The sequence below is a fragment of the Pseudomonas sp. B1-22 genome, assembly GCF_050474425.1.
Classification (GTDB): domain Bacteria; phylum Pseudomonadota; class Gammaproteobacteria; order Pseudomonadales; family Pseudomonadaceae; genus Pseudomonas.
On the sequence record NZ_JBCHVH010000001.1, the window covers coordinates 1403182 to 1420601 of the forward strand.

At 65.1% G+C, this 17420-nt stretch carries 16 protein-coding genes; 14 read left to right on the forward strand and 2 right to left on the reverse strand.

Annotation, left to right across the window (positions count from 1 at the left end):
- Positions 1-101 precede the first annotated feature (101 nt).
- Complete coding sequence (locus tag ACQ5BL_RS06540; RefSeq protein WP_243807725.1) at positions 102-317, reverse strand: hypothetical protein; 216 nt, start codon at positions 315-317, stop codon at positions 102-104.
- A 358-nt stretch (positions 318-675) separates the two neighbouring features.
- On the opposite strand from ACQ5BL_RS06540, the gene ACQ5BL_RS06545 reads away from it, so the two are divergent.
- Positions 676-1977 (forward strand): MFS transporter, encoded by a 1302-nt coding sequence (locus tag ACQ5BL_RS06545; RefSeq protein ID WP_207886653.1) that lies wholly within the window; start codon positions 676-678, stop codon positions 1975-1977.
- Positions 1978-1993: 16 nt separating this feature from the next.
- A complete protein-coding gene (locus ACQ5BL_RS06550; protein ID WP_243807724.1) occupies positions 1994-2770 on the forward strand; it encodes a substrate-binding domain-containing protein in 777 nt (258 codons plus the stop codon).
- Here the strand turns inward: ACQ5BL_RS06550 and ACQ5BL_RS06555 are convergent.
- Positions 2756-3664, reverse strand: a complete 909-nt coding sequence (locus ACQ5BL_RS06555; RefSeq protein ID WP_207886688.1) for a LysR family transcriptional regulator — start codon at positions 3662-3664, stop codon at positions 2756-2758. The two genes, ACQ5BL_RS06550 and ACQ5BL_RS06555, sit on opposite strands and share 15 nt — an antisense overlap.
- A 303-nt stretch (positions 3665-3967) precedes the next feature.
- Between ACQ5BL_RS06555 and ACQ5BL_RS06560 the strand changes: the two genes are divergently transcribed.
- From ACQ5BL_RS06560 to ACQ5BL_RS06615, 12 genes are all read left to right on the forward strand, one after another.
- A complete protein-coding gene (locus ACQ5BL_RS06560) occupies positions 3968-5242 on the forward strand; it encodes a cystathionine gamma-synthase family protein (protein ID WP_243807721.1) in 1275 nt (424 codons plus the stop codon).
- A gap of 142 nt (positions 5243-5384) precedes the next feature.
- Positions 5385-6824 carry an amino acid permease gene (locus tag ACQ5BL_RS06565; protein WP_347881022.1) on the forward strand — a complete coding sequence of 480 codons (1440 nt, stop codon included), beginning with the start codon at positions 5385-5387 and terminating at the stop codon, positions 6822-6824.
- Positions 6825-6871: 47 nt separating this feature from the next.
- The gene (locus ACQ5BL_RS06570) at positions 6872-7762 is read left to right on the forward strand and encodes a LysR substrate-binding domain-containing protein (RefSeq protein WP_207886657.1); all 891 of its coding nucleotides are present in this window, start codon (positions 6872-6874) and stop codon (positions 7760-7762) included.
- Positions 7763-7781: 19 nt separating this feature from the next.
- Complete coding sequence (locus ACQ5BL_RS06575; protein ID WP_430292864.1) at positions 7782-9167, forward strand: threonine synthase; 1386 nt, start codon at positions 7782-7784, stop codon at positions 9165-9167.
- Complete coding sequence (locus ACQ5BL_RS06580) at positions 9164-9601, forward strand: Lrp/AsnC family transcriptional regulator (protein ID WP_207886659.1); 438 nt, start codon at positions 9164-9166, stop codon at positions 9599-9601. The genes ACQ5BL_RS06575 and ACQ5BL_RS06580 overlap by 4 nt, the downstream gene beginning before the upstream one ends.
- A 200-nt stretch (positions 9602-9801) precedes the next feature.
- Positions 9802-10845 (forward strand): homoserine dehydrogenase, encoded by a 1044-nt coding sequence (locus tag ACQ5BL_RS06585; protein WP_243807716.1) that lies wholly within the window; start codon positions 9802-9804, stop codon positions 10843-10845.
- 12 nt (positions 10846-10857) lie between these two features.
- Entirely contained in the window at positions 10858-12276 is a 1419-nt protein-coding gene (locus ACQ5BL_RS06590) for an aldehyde dehydrogenase family protein (RefSeq protein WP_207886661.1), read from the forward strand.
- Positions 12277-12382: 106 nt separating this feature from the next.
- The gene (locus tag ACQ5BL_RS06595) at positions 12383-12748 is read left to right on the forward strand and encodes a RidA family protein (protein WP_243807715.1); all 366 of its coding nucleotides are present in this window, start codon (positions 12383-12385) and stop codon (positions 12746-12748) included.
- Between the two features lie 87 nt (positions 12749-12835).
- Positions 12836-13489 carry an HAD hydrolase-like protein gene (locus ACQ5BL_RS06600; RefSeq protein WP_243807714.1) on the forward strand — a complete coding sequence of 218 codons (654 nt, stop codon included), beginning with the start codon at positions 12836-12838 and terminating at the stop codon, positions 13487-13489.
- A gap of 301 nt (positions 13490-13790) precedes the next feature.
- Positions 13791-15323: a sugar ABC transporter ATP-binding protein gene (locus ACQ5BL_RS06605; RefSeq protein WP_243807713.1), complete on the forward strand. Its 1533-nt coding sequence runs from the start codon at positions 13791-13793 to the stop codon at positions 15321-15323.
- Entirely contained in the window at positions 15316-16338 is a 1023-nt protein-coding gene (locus tag ACQ5BL_RS06610) for an ABC transporter permease (RefSeq protein ID WP_243807712.1), read from the forward strand. The genes ACQ5BL_RS06605 and ACQ5BL_RS06610 overlap by 8 nt, the downstream gene beginning before the upstream one ends.
- A gap of 26 nt (positions 16339-16364) precedes the next feature.
- Positions 16365-17420 carry a substrate-binding domain-containing protein gene (locus ACQ5BL_RS06615; RefSeq protein WP_243807710.1) on the forward strand — a complete coding sequence of 352 codons (1056 nt, stop codon included), beginning with the start codon at positions 16365-16367 and terminating at the stop codon, positions 17418-17420.

Genomic DNA, 17420 nt, shown 5'->3' on the forward strand with positions numbered 1-17420 from the left:
TCCCGGCGCTGTTGAGAGGCTGCTATCAGCGTCCACTCTCGGGCGCGTGAGCTGACAGCGGCCACTTCGTCGAGTAGCCGCTCCGATACGGGCGTCGAGCCTTATTTTCCGGCTTGCCGTGCGATCAGTTCTGCCAACGCTTCGCTGATGGGTTGGGAGTTGGCCTCCAGGACCATCAGATGGCGCCGGACGGCTTCTGAGGTCTCGGATGACCCGCTGGCCTCTGCCCAGGCTGCAAGCTCCCGGATGGCGGCGCTGGTGGCATTGATGTTCTGGTTTATGCGGCAGACAAGCGAGGGGAGGGGGGCGGTGTTCATGATGACCTCCGCAGAGAGACTTCAGAGCACTCGGAAGCAAGAAAGGCCGTACCCCATCGATACGGCCTTGTGCCCCGTGGCTGCTGCTCTCCAAACCACAGGGCAGGAAAAATTTACCAAAAACGGATGCGGATTCAAGCCCCTGTCAGGCGCCCTGGATTTGCCCGCTTGTCCGTGCCGAAAGCGGTTTCCAAGGACGGCATCGGATCGATTGCCTGATACCTGGAAAAAGACAGATTGATAAATTCCATGCATCAATGGATGCAAACATAGCACTTATCGTTTCAAATTGTGTCAAGCAGAATCCAGTGACCCAAAGCGCCAACAAGCCTAAATAAGATCGCTGGAGAAACTACCTATGCATGCCTCCCTCAAACAGGGCCCGTCTTCCACACGATCCAAGGCGGGTGCCGTGTTTCGTGTCACCTCGGGCAACTTTCTTGAGCAGTTCGACTTCTTTCTCTTCGGCTTTTACGCCACGCAGATAGCTGCCGTTTTCTTCCCCGCTTCGAGTGAATTTGCTTCGCTGATGATGACCTTCGCGGTGTTTGGCGCAGGCTTTCTGATGCGTCCGCTGGGGGCGGTGATTCTCGGGGCTTACATTGATGACGTCGGCCGCCGGAAGGGGCTGATCGTCACCCTTGCGATCATGGCCAGTGGCACCTTGCTGATCGTTCTGGTGCCGGGCTATTCCAGCATCGGCTTATGGGCGCCCTTGCTCGTGCTCGTCGGGCGACTGCTCCAGGGTTTTTCAGCGGGCGCTGAACTGGGGGGCGTTTCGGTTTACCTGGCGGAGATGGCCACTGCCGGGCGGAAGGGCTTCTATACCAGTTGGCAATCCGCCAGCCAGCAAGTGGCAATCGTCGTTGCCGCAGCCTTGGGTTATGGGCTCAACCAAGCGATGCCGCCGGCGATGATCGCGGATTGGGGCTGGAGAATTCCCTTTGCCGTCGGCTGCCTGATCGTCCCGTTCATCTTCGTGCTTCGTCGCAGCCTCGAGGAAACCGAGGAGTTTGCCCGTCGTTCCCAGCGCCCAAGCATGAAGCAGGTATTTGCCACTCTGGGTGAGAACTGGCGCGTCGTCCTGGCGGGTCTGCTGATGGTGGCAATGACCACCACGGCGTTCTATCTGATCACTGTGTACGCGCCGACATTCGGCAAAACGGTACTCAACCTGAGTACAACCGATGCCTTGCTCGTCACGCTGCTGGTCGGGATCTCGAACTTTGTCTGGCTGCCCATCGGCGGGCACCTGAGCGATCGCTTCGGCCGCAAACCCGTGCTCATCGCCATGACCCTGCTGGCCATTTTCACGGCCTATCCTGCGCTGTCGTTCCTGGCCCAGGCTCCGAGCTTCGGCCACATGCTGCAGGTGCTGCTCTGGCTGTCGTTCATCTACGGCCTCTACAACGGGGCGATGATTCCGGCGCTCACCGAAATCATGCCCGTGGAAGTCCGGGTCGCTGGTTTCTCGCTGGCATACAGCCTGGCGACCGCCGTGTTTGGCGGGTTCACGCCCGCCATTTCCACCTGGTTGATCCATCTGAGCGGCGATAAAGGCGCCCCTGGCTACTGGATGACCTTCGCCGCCATCTGTGCGCTGTGCTCGACCCTGGTGCTCTACCGCAGAAGCGCTTCGCGTACCCCCATTCCTGTCTGATCGAGGAACGTCCTGAATGAAAGCACTGGCAAAGCACCTTGCCGTATTGACCATTGGTCTTTGTACGTTTGGCACTGCCGCACATGCGCAAGAGCTGGATGTCATGACCTCCGGCGGGTTCACCGCGGCCTTCCAGCGGCTGAGCCCGAAGTATGCGCAGGACAGCGGCGACACCATCCAGACCATTCTCGGTCCGTCCATGGGCAAGGCCCGTGAAGCGATCCCCAACCGTCTGGCGAGAGGGGAAAATGCCGATGTGGTGATCATGGTCGGCTACGCATTGGACGAGCTCATCAAGCAGGGCGTGGTGGATCCGGCTTCCAAGGTGGAACTGGCCGATTCGCGCATCGGCATGGTGGTCCGGCAGGGGGCGCCCAAGCCCCGGATCGATACGGAAGAGGCGTTCAGGAAAAGCCTGCTGGATGCCGGGTCGATTGCGTATTCGGACAGCGCCAGCGGGGTCTACATCAAGAACACATTGTTCAGGAAGCTTGGGCTGGAGCAGCAGGTTGGCCCCAAAGCGAAGATGATCGAGCGGATTCCGGTCGCTTCGGTCGTTGCCTCGGGCCAATACGAAGTCGGATTCCAGCAGGTCGCCGAGCTGCTGCCCGTCCCCGGGGTGACCTTCGTCGGCAAGATTCCTGAAAGCCTGCAATCGGTCACCCGCTACTCCGCCGGCGTACCCCGCAATGCGAAACACCCGCAGCAGGCGAAGGCGCTGTTGTCCTACCTGTCGTCCGCGGCTGCGCAACCCGTCGTGCAATCCACGGGTCTGGACTCAGTCCCCAGGTGATTTCACCGGCGTATTCCGGACCAGCCGTTCAAGCTCCAGCGCAGCGGGCGTCAGCGTGCGTCCGCGGCGCTTGATCAGACCGACGTTGCGTACGACCGCAGGCTCCTCCAGGGGAACCGCCTTGAGTATGGGGTGGCTGGTGCGAGGCATGGCGATGGAGGGCACGGCCGCCACACCCAGGCCGGCTTCCACCAGCCCTATCGCGGTGGTGACATGTCGCGTTTCGCAGATGCTGTGTCTGGCTGGGGACAGGCGCTTCAAGGCCTGACTCAGGATGAGGCGGTTGCCCGATGTCTTGTCCAGCGAGATGTAGTCATGCTCATACATTTCGGACCAGGTCACCGCGTGTCGATTCGCCAGGGGATGATCGCGTCGGCAGGCCATCACGTAGCGCTCTTCGAGCAGCAGGTCGAAGCTCACTTCCGGGCTCAGGTTTCCGCTGAAGGTGACGCCAAAGTCCGCTTCGCCGCTGGCGACGGCAACATTCACCTCATGTGCGCTGGAGTCCACCACCATGATCTTGATGCGTGGATACAGGCGATGGAATTCGCTGATGACATTGGGCATGAAGTAGTAGGCAGCCGATGGCACGCACGCGAGGGTGACGCGCTCCATCCTGCTGGAGGCGACATCCGCAATGCTCATCAGCGCATTGTCCAGCTGGTCGAGCACCCGCTCGACTTCCGGTACGAAGGCGCGGCCCACCGCCGTCAGGCTGACCTTTCGGGTCGTCCTGTCGAACAGCCGCACGTTCAAGGCGGATTCCAGCTTCTCGATGCGACGGCTGAGCGCCGGCTGGGTGATCTTCACCGCCTCGGCGGCCTTGCGAAAACTGCCGTTTTCAACAATGGCCCGGAACGCTTGAAGATCGTCTAGATCGAAGTTGATGCTCATCTGATCGGACGCGGATTGATGATCGGAAAGCATCAATAACACTTTCGGCCGCAGTCGGAAAAGCGCAACAGGGCCAGTGCCCGGCCCAGTCGCTTGCTTCGAGCCTGAACAGGACGCTGGTACTGCCTGTGGAGGGCAAGGTCGCACAAGGCTTGTCCGACTCCGGATGTTCGCCCGGAGCCATTAAAAAAAACGCCTCTCAGGCCCGGATTCCATCGTTTTTCAGAAGCGGAGCGCGTCCCTATAGTCCCCGCAGACCGATCCCGGATCGGTGTAGTCAACTCAGACGTGCGGGAACTGGACATGAACAAGAATGTAGATAACGAGTGCAGCAGCGGTGCCGGAATCGGCACCCGGGTGGTCTGGAGCGGCGAACAGGTCCAGCATCCGTACAATGCGACTCAGACCCCGATCGTGGTGAGCGCCGCCTATGGCTACCAGGACATCGACGCCTGGTACGACGTCGCCCTCGGTAAACTGCCCGGCTATATCTACAGCCGCATGAGCAACCCGACCGTCGCCACGCTGGAAGCCAAACTGTGCGAGCTGGAACAGTCGGAGTCGGCGGTCGCCTTCAGCAGCGGGATGGCCGCCATCAGCGCGGTGCTGCATACCTTCCTGTCCAGCGGCAAGCGCGTGGTCTCGACCCGCGACAGCTACGGCGGCACCAACAAGATCTTCGAGGAATTCCTGCCGCGCATGGGCGTGGACGTCTGCCTGTGCGACACCCTGGATACCGAAGCCATCGAGCGCGAGATCGCCGCCGGCTGCGATCTGCTCTATCTGGAAACCCCCACCAATCCGACGCTCAAGGTGCTCGACATCCGCCGCCTGGTCGCCGCGGCCAAGCAGGTCGGCGCCCTCGTGGTGGCCGACAACACCTTCGCCACCCCGCTGAACCAGAATCCGCTGGCGCTGGGTGTCGACGTGGTGGTACACAGCGCGACCAAGTTCCTCTCCGGGCACGGTGACGTCCTGGGCGGCGTGGTCTGCGGGGCGGAGTCGCTGCTGGCGCAGGTACGCCACTACCGGGAAATCAACGGAGCGGCACTGGACCCGTTTTCTGCCTACCTGATCATCCGCGGCATCAAGACCCTGGCCGTCAGGCTGCGTCAGCAGCAGGCCAGCGCGCAGGCACTGGCCGAGTACCTGTGCGCCGAACCGCTGGTGGAGGCGGTGAACTACCCCGGTTTGCCGCAGCATCCCGGCCACGCCATTGCCCGTTCGCAGATGCGCGGCTTCGGCGCCATCGTCAGCTTCGTGCTCAAGGGCGGCATGGACACCGTGGCACGCCTGCTACCACGCCTGAAGTACGCCCACCGGGCAGGCAACCTGGGTGCCGTGGAAACCATCTACGGTCCCGCGCGCACCACCAGCCACGTCGAGAACACCCTGGAGGAGCGCCTGGCCCTGGGCATCTCCGAAGGACTGGTGCGCATCTCCGTGGGTATCGAAGACACCGACGATCTGCTGGCGGACCTCGCACGGGCGTGCGCCGAGGTTCGCCGGGATCTGGCCATGGACGGCAGCCCGGATGGCAGCGGCAACGCCGCCCGGGCGATAGAACTGCAGGCCTGAAACCTGCCGCGTGGCACGCGCCATTGCGCGCGTGCCACTTCATGAAGTCGCACAACAACAAGACGCAAGGCAATCCGATTCGCTCTGCCCAGACGAGGTCGTAGCAACGTCCTTGCCCGCCAACTTGCATGAGAGTCCAACAATGTCCGCGCAGACAACAACAAGCAAAAATGCTCCGGCGCATTCCTTCAAACAGGATATGCAGACCCGCCATATCGTCATGCTGGCGCTTGGCGGCGTCATCGGTACCGGCCTGTTCCTGACCTCGGGCTACACCGTCAACCAGGCTGGCCCGCTGGGGGCGGTGATCGCCTACATCATCGGCGCGATCATGGTCTACCTGGTCATGATGTGCCTGGGCGAACTGGCCGTGCAGATGCCGGAGGTCGGTTCCTTCAGCAGTTACGCTACCCGCTACCTGGGGCCGGGCACCGGTTACACGGTGGCCTGGATGTACTGGCTGACCTGGACGGTGGCCATCGGTTCGGAGTTCACCGCCGCCGGTATGCTCATGGTGCGTTGGTTCCCGGACACGCCGGTGTGGATCTGGAGTGCGCTGTTCGGGGCGGCCGTGTTCATCAGCAACATCGTTTCCGTGCGGACCTTCGCCGAGACCGAATTCTGGCTGTCGCTGGTCAAGGTGCTGGCGGTGATCGCCTTCCTGGTGGTGGGTGGCGGCGCCATTCTCGGCGGCTTCGAGATCAAGCAGGCGCACAGCATCGGGCTGGGCAACTTCACCCGCGAGGGGCTGTTCCCGACGGGCTTCTGGTCGATCGCCATGACCCTGCTGGCGGTGTCCTTCGCCTTCTCCGGGACCGAGCTGATCGGCATCGCCGCCGGCGAGACCCGCGATCCGGAGAAGAACGTGCCCAAGGCCATCCGCACCACGGTGCTGCGCCTGGCACTGTTCTTCATCGGCACCATCTTCGTGCTGGCGACCCTGTTGCCGCGTGAGCAGGCCGGCGTCATCGAAAGCCCGTTCGTGATGGTCTTCGAGATGATCGGCATTCCCTACGCCGCGGACATCATGAACTTCGTCATCATCACCGCGCTGCTGTCCGCCGCCAACTCCGGGCTCTACGCTGCCGCGCGGATGCTCTGGACGCTCAGCGACCAGGGCAACATGCCGCGCAGCTACGCGTCGCTGTCGCGCCGGGGCACGCCGTTCAACGCCATCGTATTGAGCATGGCCGGCGGCATGGCCTCGCTGTTGAGCAGCGTCTTCGCGCCGGACACCATCTACCTCGCCCTGGTGTCCATTTCCGGGCTGGCCGTGGTGGTGGTGTGGATGAGCATCGCCGCGAGCCAGATCGCCTTCCGCCGCCACTACGTGGCCAACGGCGGCAAGGTCGAGGACCTGAAGTTCCGCGTACGCGGCTATCCCTTCGTCCCGCTGGCTGCGCTGTTCTGCTGCGTGCTGTCCTGCGTCGGCATCGCCTTCGACCCGGCCCAGCGCGTGGCCCTGTACTTCGGCTTGCCCTTCATCGCCTGGTGCTACTTCGTGTTCTGGCTGACCCGCAAGGGCCGGGAGCGTCGCCAGATGTCGCTGGATGTCGTGGGGCGTGGTTCCGAGGTTGCCTGAGCAGCGCGATACTAGGCGGCTTGCACAGTTGTCATGAGGAGTCGCCGTTGAGCCAGAAAGCCTTGCCCCCCCTGAACTGGCTTCGAGCCTTCGAAGTTTCGGCGCGTTACCTGAACTTCACCCACGCGGCGGAGGAGCTGCACCTCACGCAGGGTGCCGTGAGCCAGCAGATCCGCCAGCTGGAGAGCCAGCTCGGGGTGGCGCTGTTCAAGCGCCTGCCCCGGGGGCTGGGGCTGACGGAGGAGGGCCAGTCCTACTTGCCGGTGGTGCAGGACGCCATCAGCCGGCTGGCGGTGGGTACCAACGAGATCTTCGGTCAGCGCCAGCGCCGGCCCTTGAAGGTGCGGGGCAGTCTCTCGTTCCTGCACTTCTGGCTGGCGCCCCGGCTGGCCGAATTCCGCCGCGCGCACCCGCAGGTGGATATCCGCTACATCAGCAACCTGTGGGTCAAGGAACTCGATGCCGAGGACGACCTGGAGATTCGCTGGGGCAGCGGGCAGTGGCCCGGCGTCGAGGCGCAGCGGTTGACCTGGGACCTGCTGGTGCCGGTCTGCTCGCCGGCGCTGATTGCCGACCGGCCTCTGCGCGAGCCGCGCGACCTGGCCCAGCTGCCGCTGCTCCATGTGCTGGGCTACGAGGAAGGCTGGGGCTACTGGCTGAAGCGGGCCGGCGCGGACGACGTCGATTATTCCAGCGGCATGCAGTTCGACACCCTGGTCTCCACCCTGCGCATGGCGGAGCTGGGGCTGGGCGTTGCCCTGGCGCGCTCGTCGCTGGCCGAGGACCTGCTGCGGGAAGGCCGCCTGGTGGCACCGTTCGCCCAGCGCATCGAGGCCAGCGAATCGTTTTACCTGGTGCGTGGCCTGGGGCAGGCGCTGTCGCCGGATGCCCAGGCCTTCGCCAACTGGCTGGTGACCATGGTGCACCGCCAAACCTGAATACCAACCTGGAGTGACGATGCAGTACACAAGCACCCGCGGCACCGAGACAAGCGTGGACTTTCGCACGGCGCTGCTTTCCGGGCTCGCCGCGGACGGCGGGCTCTACGTGCCGGCGTCGCTGCCGCAGTTCAGTCCGCAGGAGATCGCCGGCTGGTCCTGGCTGCCGTTCGACGAGTTGGCCTGGCGGGTGATCGCGCCCTTCGTCGGCGACACGCTCGACGAGCCGAGCCTGCGGGCGCTGGTCAGCGACAGCTACCGGGGCTTTCGCCATCGCGCCATCGCGCCGCTGCAGCAGATCGGCCACAACGAGTGGGTCCTGCAGCTGTTCCACGGCCCGACCCGTTCCTCCAAGGACTTCGCCGCGCAATTGCAGGCCCGGTTGATCAGGCACTTCCTGGGCCGGGATTGCGAGCGGGCGGTGCTGGTCGGGGCCAGCAACGGCGATACCGCCGTGGCGGCCATCGACGCCCTGGGGCACTGCCCGACGGCGCGCCTGCTGGCGCTCTATCCGCTGGCCGGGACGCCGGCGGACCGCGCGGCGGTGCTGCGCAGCGCGGACTCGGGCAGCGTGCGCAGCGTTGCCGTGGAGGGCAGCTTCGACGATTGCCAGTCGCTGGTGTCGCGGTTGCTGCGCGAATGGCCTTGTCCCGAGCTGATTCCGATCAGCTTCAACTCGACCAACTGGATCGGCGTGCTGGCGCAGATCGTCTTCTATTTCCATGCGGCCCTGCAGCTGGGAGGCGGTATCCGCCCAGTGGGCTTCAGTATTCCCGCGGCGAGTTTCGCCGAGATCTACGCCGGGTTCATCGCGCAGAAGATGGGCCTGCCGATCAACCAGATCATCGTCTCCACCAACCGCAACGATGCCCTGCACCGGTTCATCCATTGCAACCGCTACAGCCGGGGTTCGGCCAGCCGCACCCTGTCGCCGGCCATGGACTTCTCGCTGTTCTCCAACCTCGAACGCTTCGTCTGGGAGCTGTACGAGCGCGACGGTGAAGCGACGCGGACGCTGATGGAGCACTTCGACGACTGCGGCGAACTGAGCATCGGCAACCGCCAGTGGTTGCAGGCGCGCATGCTGTTCGACTCCTACGCCGTGGACGACGGGCTGATCCGCGACGAGATCGTCACGCTGTTCCACGAGACCGGCAGCGCGGTGGACCCCCATACCGCGACGGGCGCCTACGCCGGACGACTGCACCGGCGCAATATCGGCGCGCCCATCGTGACCCTGGGGCAATTCGCCCCGGAGAAGTCGGCGGCGCTGCTGGCGGAACTGGGCGCCTGGCACGGAGCCGTGCCGTCGCCCGCAGGCGAAGAGGCCCGTGGACCTGTGCTGGCGCACGATGACCTGGCGGGACTGCACGAGGTACTGACGCAGATGCGGGCCGGCCGATGAAACGCATCCTCGATCCCCTGGACGAGCGCATCCTCGCCGAACTCACCGCCAACGCGCGCATCGCCCATGCGGAGCTGGGCCTCAAGGTCAACCTGTCGCGCAACGCGGTGCGCCAGCGCATCGAACGCCTGGAGCGGGATGGCGCCATCCAGGGCTACACCTTGCGGGTGGGCGAGGGGCGCCGTCCCTCGTCGCTGATCAATGCGGTGATCTTCGTCTATCGCTACGACCGCATGCGCGGCGAGGAGGTTTTGGCCGCGCTGCGGACGATCCCGGAGATCGTGCAGTGCGAAGTGCTCAGCGGCGAGTTTGACCTGATGCTGCGCGTCGAGGCCGCCAGCCCGGAACGGGTGCACCACGTCTGGCGGGAGATCGCGGCGATGCCGGGTGTCGAGAACACGGTGACCTCGTTCGTGCTGTCGACCGTGATCTGACCCGGCTGTCTCTCGCTGGAAAACCAACGCCGCCCGGACCTTCGTCCGGGCGGCGTTTTTCATTCTGCGCCCGCGTCATCGTGTCGGTCCGGCACTGGTCAGATTGCCCAATAAATACAGCGGATTGCCATATTCAACTGGCATGGCCCGGCTCTTAGGCTGATCGACATCGAACAACCGCCTGAGAAGGAAGGCAAACCATGACCGAATACAAGATCGCCCTCGTAGGTTTCGGCGGTGTTAACCGCGCCCTGGCCCAACTGATCGCCGAGCGCAACGCACGCTGGCAGCAGGAGCTGGGTTTCAGCCTGAAGATCGTCGGCGTCACCGATCTCTTCCTCGGCTCGGTGATCGACCGCAATGGCCTGGATGCCGCCAGCCTCGCCGCGCTGCCGGCCGTCAAGGGCGCCTTCGCGCAGATGCCGGAAGGTACCGCGCAAGCCTTCAACGAGTCGGTCATCAAGCAGTCCGGTGCCGACATCATCGCCGAAGCCACCTTCACCAATCCGAAGGACGGCGAGCCGGCGGCAACCTTCTGCCGTTGGGCGCTGGAGGCGGGCAAGCACGTGGTCACCACCAACAAGGGGCCGATCGCGCTGCATGGCGAGGAACTCAAGCGCCTGGCCAAGGCCAATGGCGTAGCGTTCGAGTACGAAGGCTCGGTGATGAGCGGCACGCCGGTGCTGCGCCTGGCGCGGCAGACCCTGGCGGGCTCCGGCGTCCAGGGTTTCGAAGGCATCCTCAACGGCACCTCGAACTACGTACTCACCCGCATGGAAGAAGGGCTCGGTTTCGCCGACGCGGTGGCCAAGGCACAGGAACTCGGCTACGCCGAGGCGGACCCGACCGCCGACGTGGAAGGGCATGACGTGCGCCTGAAGGTGGTGATCCTCGCCAACGAGCTGCTTGGCGCGCACCTGCAGGTCAGCGATGTCGCCTGCAGCGGCATCAGCGGCATCAGCTCCGCCGATATCGAGCGGGTTCGCGAATCCGGCGCGCGCTGGAAGCTGATCGGCTCCGCCCGCCGCGAAGCCGATGGCGCGGTGAGTGCCAGCGTGGAAGCACGCCTGCTGCCGGCCTGGCACCCCCTGGTGGGCATCTCCGGCGCCACCAACGCCGTTGCCTTCGACACCGAACTGCTGGGCGCGGTAACCGTCTCCGGCCCCGGCGCCGGCCGCATCGAGACCGCCTTCGCCCTGCTGTCGGATATCGTCGCCCTCCACACGGCCGGCCGCCAGGCCTGAGGATCGAAGCCCATGAGCCTGACTTCCGTGTCCCTGGTCTCCACCCCGGAGGCCACCCAGATCGACGTGTTCAGTCCCTTCGACGGCAGCCTGATCGGCAGCGTGCCGAACCTGGGCGCCCATGACGTCCCCGGCCTGCTCGCACTCGCCCGGAAAGGCGTGCGTGACAGCGCGGCACTGGCTCGCCACCGCCGTGCTGGCATCCTCGAACGCGCCGCCCAGCTCATCGAGCGGGACGCGGCGGATTTCGCCGGGCTGATTGTCGATGAGGCAGGAAAGACCCTGCGCCAGGCGGAGAAGGAGGTGAAGCGCTGCATCAACACGCTGAAGCTCTCCGCCGAGGAAGCCCGTCGCAACGCCGGCGAGGTGGTGCCCTTCGATGCCTACGAGGGCTCGGAGTCGCGCCAGGGCTGGTTCACCCGTGAGCCGCTGGGGCTGATCCTGGCCATCACGCCGTACAACGATCCGCTGAACCTGGTGGCCCACAAGCTGGGGCCGGCGATTGCCGGCGGCAACGCGGTGATCCTCAAGCCGTCGGAGCTGGCGCCGCTGTCCGCGCTCAAGCTGGTGCAGTACCTGGTCGAGGCTGGCCTTCCCGAGTCCGTGGTGACCGTGGCGACCGGCGGAGCCGAGCTGGGCAAGGCCCTGGTCGCCGTGCGCGAGGTGCGCATGATCTCCTTCACCGGCGGCTTCGCCACGGGTGAACAGATCGCCCGTGGCGCCGGCCTGAAGAAGCTCGCCATGGACCTGGGCGGCAACGCCCCGGTGCTGGTGCTGGAGGACTGCGACCTCGAGGCCACCGTGGAGTCCTGCGTTTCCGGCGCCTTCTGGGCGGCCGGGCAGAACTGCATCGGGACCCAGCGGATCCTGGTCGATGCGTCGATCTATGCGGCCTTCCGCGAGCGTTTCGTCGAGCTGACCCGCGCCATGGTGCTGGGCGATCCGGGGCGGCGCGAGACCGACATGGGGCCGATGATCACCGAAGCCGCCGCCCGCCGGGCCGAGCATCTGGTGAACCAGGCGCTGGGCGAGGGCGCTCGCCTGCTCTGTGGCCACCAGCGGCAGGGGGCCGCCTACGCGCCCACGGTGCTGGAGAAGGTGAACCACGCCAGCCAGCTGTGGCGCGAGGAAGTGTTTGCGCCGGTGGTGATGCTGGCGCCGTTCGAGGATATCGAGCAGGCGATTTCGCTCGCCAATGCGCCGGAGTACAGCCTTCACGCCGGTCTGTTCACCCGCGATCTTTCCTTGGCGCTGAGCCTTGCACGGCGTATCGAGGCCGGCGGGGTAATGATCAACGACTCCTCGGACTACCGCTTCGACGCCATGCCCTTCGGCGGCTCCAAGTACGGCAGCCTGGGGCGCGAAGGCGTGCGCTTCGCCTACGAGGACATGACCCAGCCCAAGGTGGTGTGCATCAACCAGCTCGGTTGAGGTTTCGGGAGACGACCCTTCACGGCCGTCAGTTTCACCGGGTGGGTCCGCTCGCCGCGCCGCCCGGTGCTTTTTTCGATTCCGCTTCGAAGGAGGGAAATGATCGATGATCACGCGTTATGCGTCGGGTAACAGGATGTCCCTGGCGGTCAGCTACGGGGCCATGTTCGAAACCGCCGGGGTGGCGGCGGACGATACCCGCGAGGATGTGCAGGGGCAGCTGCGGCAGGTACTGGCGACCATTGATGCGTTGATGGCCGAGGCCGGTATCGGCAAGGACCGGCTGACCCGGGTACAGATCTGGATAGCCGATTACGGCCACTTCGATCAGGTCAACGAGGTCTACGACGCCTGGCTGCAGGGCTATCCGAAGCCGGTTCGCGCGTGTGTGGGCGCGGACCTGGGGGAGGGGTATCTGGTCGAGGTGCAGGTGTTTGCGGTTCATGGCGGGCCGATGGCGAAGCGGGGATAATGCCGCCGCTAATCGGTGAGGTGATCACCCAGCACCCGCAGCAGCCATCTGGATACGGCTGCCAGCACTCCAGGGAGGAACCTTCATATGTCATACCGACTCGCCATTTTCGACTTTGACGGCACGCTCGCGGATTCCTTTCCGTTCTTTGTCTCGGTGTTCAACCAGGTTGCTGACAAGCATGCGTTCAGCCGGATTCATCCGGACGAGCTGGACGCTTTGCGCAAGCAAGGGGCCCGGGAGATCATGTCCCATATCGGCATGCCGCGCTGGAAGCTGCCGCTGGTGGCGCGAACCTTCATGAGCCTGATGAAGGCGCATCGAAGCTCGATCCGGCTTTTCGAGGACATTGCCGATACCCTGCGCCATCTTGATGAGAAGGGCGTGATTCTCGCGGTGGTCTCTTCCAACTCCAGAGAGAATGTCACGCACATTCTGGGCGCCAGCTGTCCACATATCCGTGCGTTCGAGTGTGGCGTCTCCATTTTCGGCAAGGCGTCGCGCTTGCGCCGGGTCATGCGCAAGCTCGGCGTGGAGCGAGAGGAGGTCATCTACATAGGTGACCAGCCGACGGATGGGGAGGCCGCATCAGCGGCCGGTATCGCGTTTGGCGCGGTTGCGTGGGGATACGGGACATATGAAGCATTCCACGCGCTTCAATCCCACGAGTGGTTCGCCGATGTGAGCGAATTGCGGCGGTTGGCGGGAAGTCATGAATGCCCGGAGTCCACCCCACGCTGATGCCCCGCTGCACCGGTCCGTCGCGGAGCGAGTGGTGGCGTCCTGGCCTTCGAACAGGCGATCACACTGGCCATCGATGCTCCACCTGCCGTATAGCCCCGAGTCATCTGCAGCATGATTGAGTGGCTGGTGCTGGAGAGGCGGTGCAATGTCATGTCGAGCAGATGGTTTTTAGCATATGCATAAATAATATTATAAATATGTTGATACGAACTATTTGGATATAAAGGAATCGCCGGGAATTCCCACGGCGAAGCTCTGAAACGGTGCTCTCGCTCTTGTGTGTCGCAGCGAGATCCCGATGTCCGGCCAACCCGATTCCACCGTGTTTTTCCGCCTTCGGAACCTGAGCAAGGCGTTTGCGGGCAATCGGGTGCTGGACGACCTGAACCTGGACATCCGCCGGGGCGAAGTGCTCGCCCTGCTCGGCGCCAATGGTGCGGGCAAGTCGACGCTGGTGAAGATCCTCGCCGGCTCCCATGTACACGATGCCGGACAGCTGCTGATCGATGGCGAAGCGGTCCGTTTCGCCTCGCCCCACGACGCCCGTCGCCACGGCATAGTCGCGGTGCACCAGCAGGTGGAGCAGGGCGTGGTGCCTGGCCTGAGCGTTGCGGAAAATCTCCTGCTGGACGAACTCGGCGGTGCCTCCGGCTCATGGCTGTTCCGTCCCCGCGAAGCCCTGCAGCGTGCCGCTGCAATCGCCGCCGCACTGGAGCTGGATTTGCCCCTGCAGGCGCCCATCGAAGCCCTCGGTACCGCCGAGCGGCAATTGGTGATCCTGTCCCGTGCGCTGGCGCTGAAACCGCGTCTGCTGATCCTCGACGAACCCACCGCATCGCTCTCGACCCACGAAGCCGAGCGCCTGTTCGCCCTGATCGACCGGCTGCGCGAGCGCGGCGTGGCGATCCTCTACATCTCGCACCGGCTGTCCGATCTGCAGCGCGTCGCGGACCGTGCGCTGGTGCTGCGCGACGGTCGCCTGGTGGGCGAATTCGCAGCGCCGCTGGACCTTGCTGCCGCCGTCGAGTCCATGCTCGGCGCCGCGCTGGGCGAGGTCGAGCTGCAGCCGCCGGAGCGGGGCGAAAGCGTGCTTTCCCTGCGCGACTGGCAGCTCGACAATCACTGTGCGGCCTTCGACCTGGACCTGCATGAAGGCGAAGTGGTTGCCCTGACCGGCCTGCTCGGCGCCGGCAAGAGCGAGATCGCCGAAGCATTGTTCGGCCTGCGCAGGCACCACGCCGGATCGATCCGCCTCGATGGCCGCGGCTGGCTTCCACGTACTCCGCGCGAAGCGATTTCCGCCGGGGTGTTCTTTGCCGCCGAGGACCGCGCGCGCAATTCGCGGGTGCCGGGATTCTCGGTGCGCGCCAGCATGACGCTGCCGTTCCTGCGCAGCTTCACCCGTTTCGGCTTCATCGACCGCAATGCAGAGCGCGCCAGAGTCGCAGCGCAGATCGAGGCGCTGGACATCAAAGGCCCCGGCCAGGAATTTCCTCTGGAACTGCTCTCCGGCGGCAACCAGCAGAAGGTCATCCTCGCCCGTTGGCTGCTGGGGCGGGGGCGCGTGCTGATTCTCGACGAGCCCTTCCAGGGCGTCGACGTGCGCGCCCGCCGCGACATCGGCCAGCGCATCCGCGTCAGTGCCACAGGCCGCGCGACGCTGGTGATCTGTAGCGACCCGGACGAGGCCCTGGAAATCGCCGACCGCATCCTGGTCGTGCGTGACGGCGCGGTGGTCGCCGAATTGCCTCGGCAGAACCTGCAGCGCAGCGAGATCGTTGCCCATCTCACCCCCTCAATGCCTTCGCGCCAAGGAGCCGTGCGTGTCTAGAACTGCCGTGGGCAGCGGAGCGACCACACCCGTCGCCCGCGTGCTCGATTTCCTGATCCACTACGCGCTGCTCCTGCTGCTGGCCCTGCTGGTGCTGGTGTTCGCACTGCTGGAGCCGGCCTTCCTGCGGGTCGGCAACCTGTTCCTGGTGCTGCAGTCGGTGTCCATCGTCGCGCTGCTCGCCCTGGGTGTGACCCTGAGCATGGCCGTGGGCGGGCTGGACCTGTCCATCGGCGCGGTCGCCGCGTTGAGCCTGATGACGGCCAGCTACGTGATGGTGGTGCTGGACTGGGGGCCGCTCGCAGCGATCCTCATCAGCCTTGGCCTCGGCACCCTGGTCGGTCTGCTCAACGGCTGGTTGATCGTGCGCATGCGCGTGCCGGACATCCTCGCCACCCTCGGCAGCATGTTCCTGGTGGTCGGCGTGCAACTGATCCCCACCGGCGGCCGTTCCATCGCCGTCGGCATGACCCTGCCCAATGGCGATGAGGCGCCGGGCGCCTTCGCCAGCGGTTTCCTCGCCCTCGGCCGCGCCCAGCTATGGGACCGCGTGCCGGTGCCGGTGGTGATCATGCTCGGCTGCGCGCTGCTGGTCTGGCTGTTCCTCGAACGCACGCGGCCGGGGCGCCTGTTCTACGCCATCGGTGGCAACGAACAGGCCGCGCGCCTCGCCGGTGCGGCGGTGGAACGCTACAAGCTGCTCGCCTATGTGCTCTCGGCGCTGCTGGCTTCGCTGGGCGGATTGCTGCTGGCGGCGCGCCTCGGACGCGGCGACGTCAGCTCCGGCAACGGGCTGGTGCTCGATGCCCTCGGCGCCGCGCTGATCGGCTTCGCCGTACTCGGTGCGCAGAAGCCCAACGCCTTCGGCACCCTGGTCGGCGCGGTGCTGGTGGCGACCCTGCTCAACGGCCTGACCATGCTCAACGCGCCTTACTACGCACAGGATTTCCTCAAGGGCGCGGTACTGGTCTCGGCCCTGATGTTCACTTTCGGTCTGGCCCGGCGCGGGCGCTGATCGCTACTTTTTCGGAGATTCAACGGATGAAGTTCACCCCCGGCAAATCCCTGCGCGCGCTGTTCGCCGCCGGCCTGTTGCTGTCCGGCGCCGCCACCGCGGTAGCGGCCGGATTGCCCGGCGCACCCGCGCCCTTCGACAAGGGCGGCGTGCAGATCGCCCTGGTCGGCTACCTGTTCTCCGGCGACTTCCCCGAGGCCTACCTGCGCGGCGTCGAGAAACAGGCCAATGCGCTGGACGTGAAGCTGCGCGTGTTCGACGCCCGCCAGCAGGCCGCCACCCAGCGCGAGATGCTGGAACAGGCCATCGACCTGGGCGTGGACGGCATCATCGTCCAGCTCGGCCTCGCCGAAACGCTCAAGGATTCCATCGACAAGGCGCTGGCCAAGGGCATCAAGGTGGTCACCTTCGACGTCGACGTGAACGACCCGCGCATCACCCGCGTCGAGCAGGATCACCGCGAGCTGGCACGCCTGGCGCTCAGGCAGGTGCTGCAGGACAACGGCAACAAGTTCGACGCTGGCTACGTGTACATCGATGGCTTCACTCCCATGGAGCGCCGCGATGAAATCTGGCGCCAGGTGAAGGCCGAGAACCCCGGCATCGTCGAGAAGGCGCGCTTCGGCACGCTCAACGCGCCCATCGCCAACTCGGTGGCGGACCAGGCCAGCGCGGTGCTGCGCGCCAACCCGGGCATCACCGTGTTCTTCGCGCCCTTCGACGAGTTCGCCAAGGGCGTGAAGATCGCCGTGGATGAAGCCGGGCTGGGCAAGCAGGTGAAGATCTACAGCGCCGACATTTCCACCGCCGACATCCAGATCATGAAGGAGGAGGGCAGTGCCTGGAGCGCCACCGCCGCGGTCAACCCGGAAGTGGCCGGCGCCATCAGCGTACGCAGCCTGGCGCTGCGCATCGCCGGGGAGAATCCCGGCGAGCAGGTGCTGGTGCCGCCGACCCTGATCACCCGCCAGCAACTACTGGATCTCGACGTGAAGAACGTCCGCGACCTGGCGCGCAAGGTGCCGGCCTTCGGCGAGGCGCAGAATGTCGCGCAGGCGCCGTGGATTCCGCTGGCGAATTGA

Coding starts and splice junctions, on each gene's coding strand:
- ACQ5BL_RS06540 (WP_243807725.1), bottom strand. CDS start 317: ATGAACACCGCCCCCCTCCCCTCGCTTGTCTGCCGCATAAACCAGAAC.
- ACQ5BL_RS06545 (WP_207886653.1), top strand. CDS start 676: ATGCATGCCTCCCTCAAACAGGGCCCGTCTTCCACACGATCCAAGGCG.
- ACQ5BL_RS06550 (WP_243807724.1), top strand. CDS start 1,994: ATGAAAGCACTGGCAAAGCACCTTGCCGTATTGACCATTGGTCTTTGT.
- ACQ5BL_RS06555 (WP_207886688.1), bottom strand. CDS start 3,664: ATGAGCATCAACTTCGATCTAGACGATCTTCAAGCGTTCCGGGCCATT.
- ACQ5BL_RS06560 (WP_243807721.1), top strand. CDS start 3,968: ATGAACAAGAATGTAGATAACGAGTGCAGCAGCGGTGCCGGAATCGGC.
- ACQ5BL_RS06565 (WP_347881022.1), top strand. CDS start 5,385: ATGTCCGCGCAGACAACAACAAGCAAAAATGCTCCGGCGCATTCCTTC.
- ACQ5BL_RS06575 (WP_430292864.1), top strand. CDS start 7,782: ATGCAGTACACAAGCACCCGCGGCACCGAGACAAGCGTGGACTTTCGC.
- ACQ5BL_RS06580 (WP_207886659.1), top strand. CDS start 9,164: ATGAAACGCATCCTCGATCCCCTGGACGAGCGCATCCTCGCCGAACTC.
- ACQ5BL_RS06585 (WP_243807716.1), top strand. CDS start 9,802: ATGACCGAATACAAGATCGCCCTCGTAGGTTTCGGCGGTGTTAACCGC.
- ACQ5BL_RS06590 (WP_207886661.1), top strand. CDS start 10,858: ATGAGCCTGACTTCCGTGTCCCTGGTCTCCACCCCGGAGGCCACCCAG.
- ACQ5BL_RS06595 (WP_243807715.1), top strand. CDS start 12,383: ATGATCACGCGTTATGCGTCGGGTAACAGGATGTCCCTGGCGGTCAGC.
- ACQ5BL_RS06600 (WP_243807714.1), top strand. CDS start 12,836: ATGTCATACCGACTCGCCATTTTCGACTTTGACGGCACGCTCGCGGAT.
- ACQ5BL_RS06605 (WP_243807713.1), top strand. CDS start 13,791: ATGTCCGGCCAACCCGATTCCACCGTGTTTTTCCGCCTTCGGAACCTG.
- ACQ5BL_RS06615 (WP_243807710.1), top strand. CDS start 16,365: ATGAAGTTCACCCCCGGCAAATCCCTGCGCGCGCTGTTCGCCGCCGGC.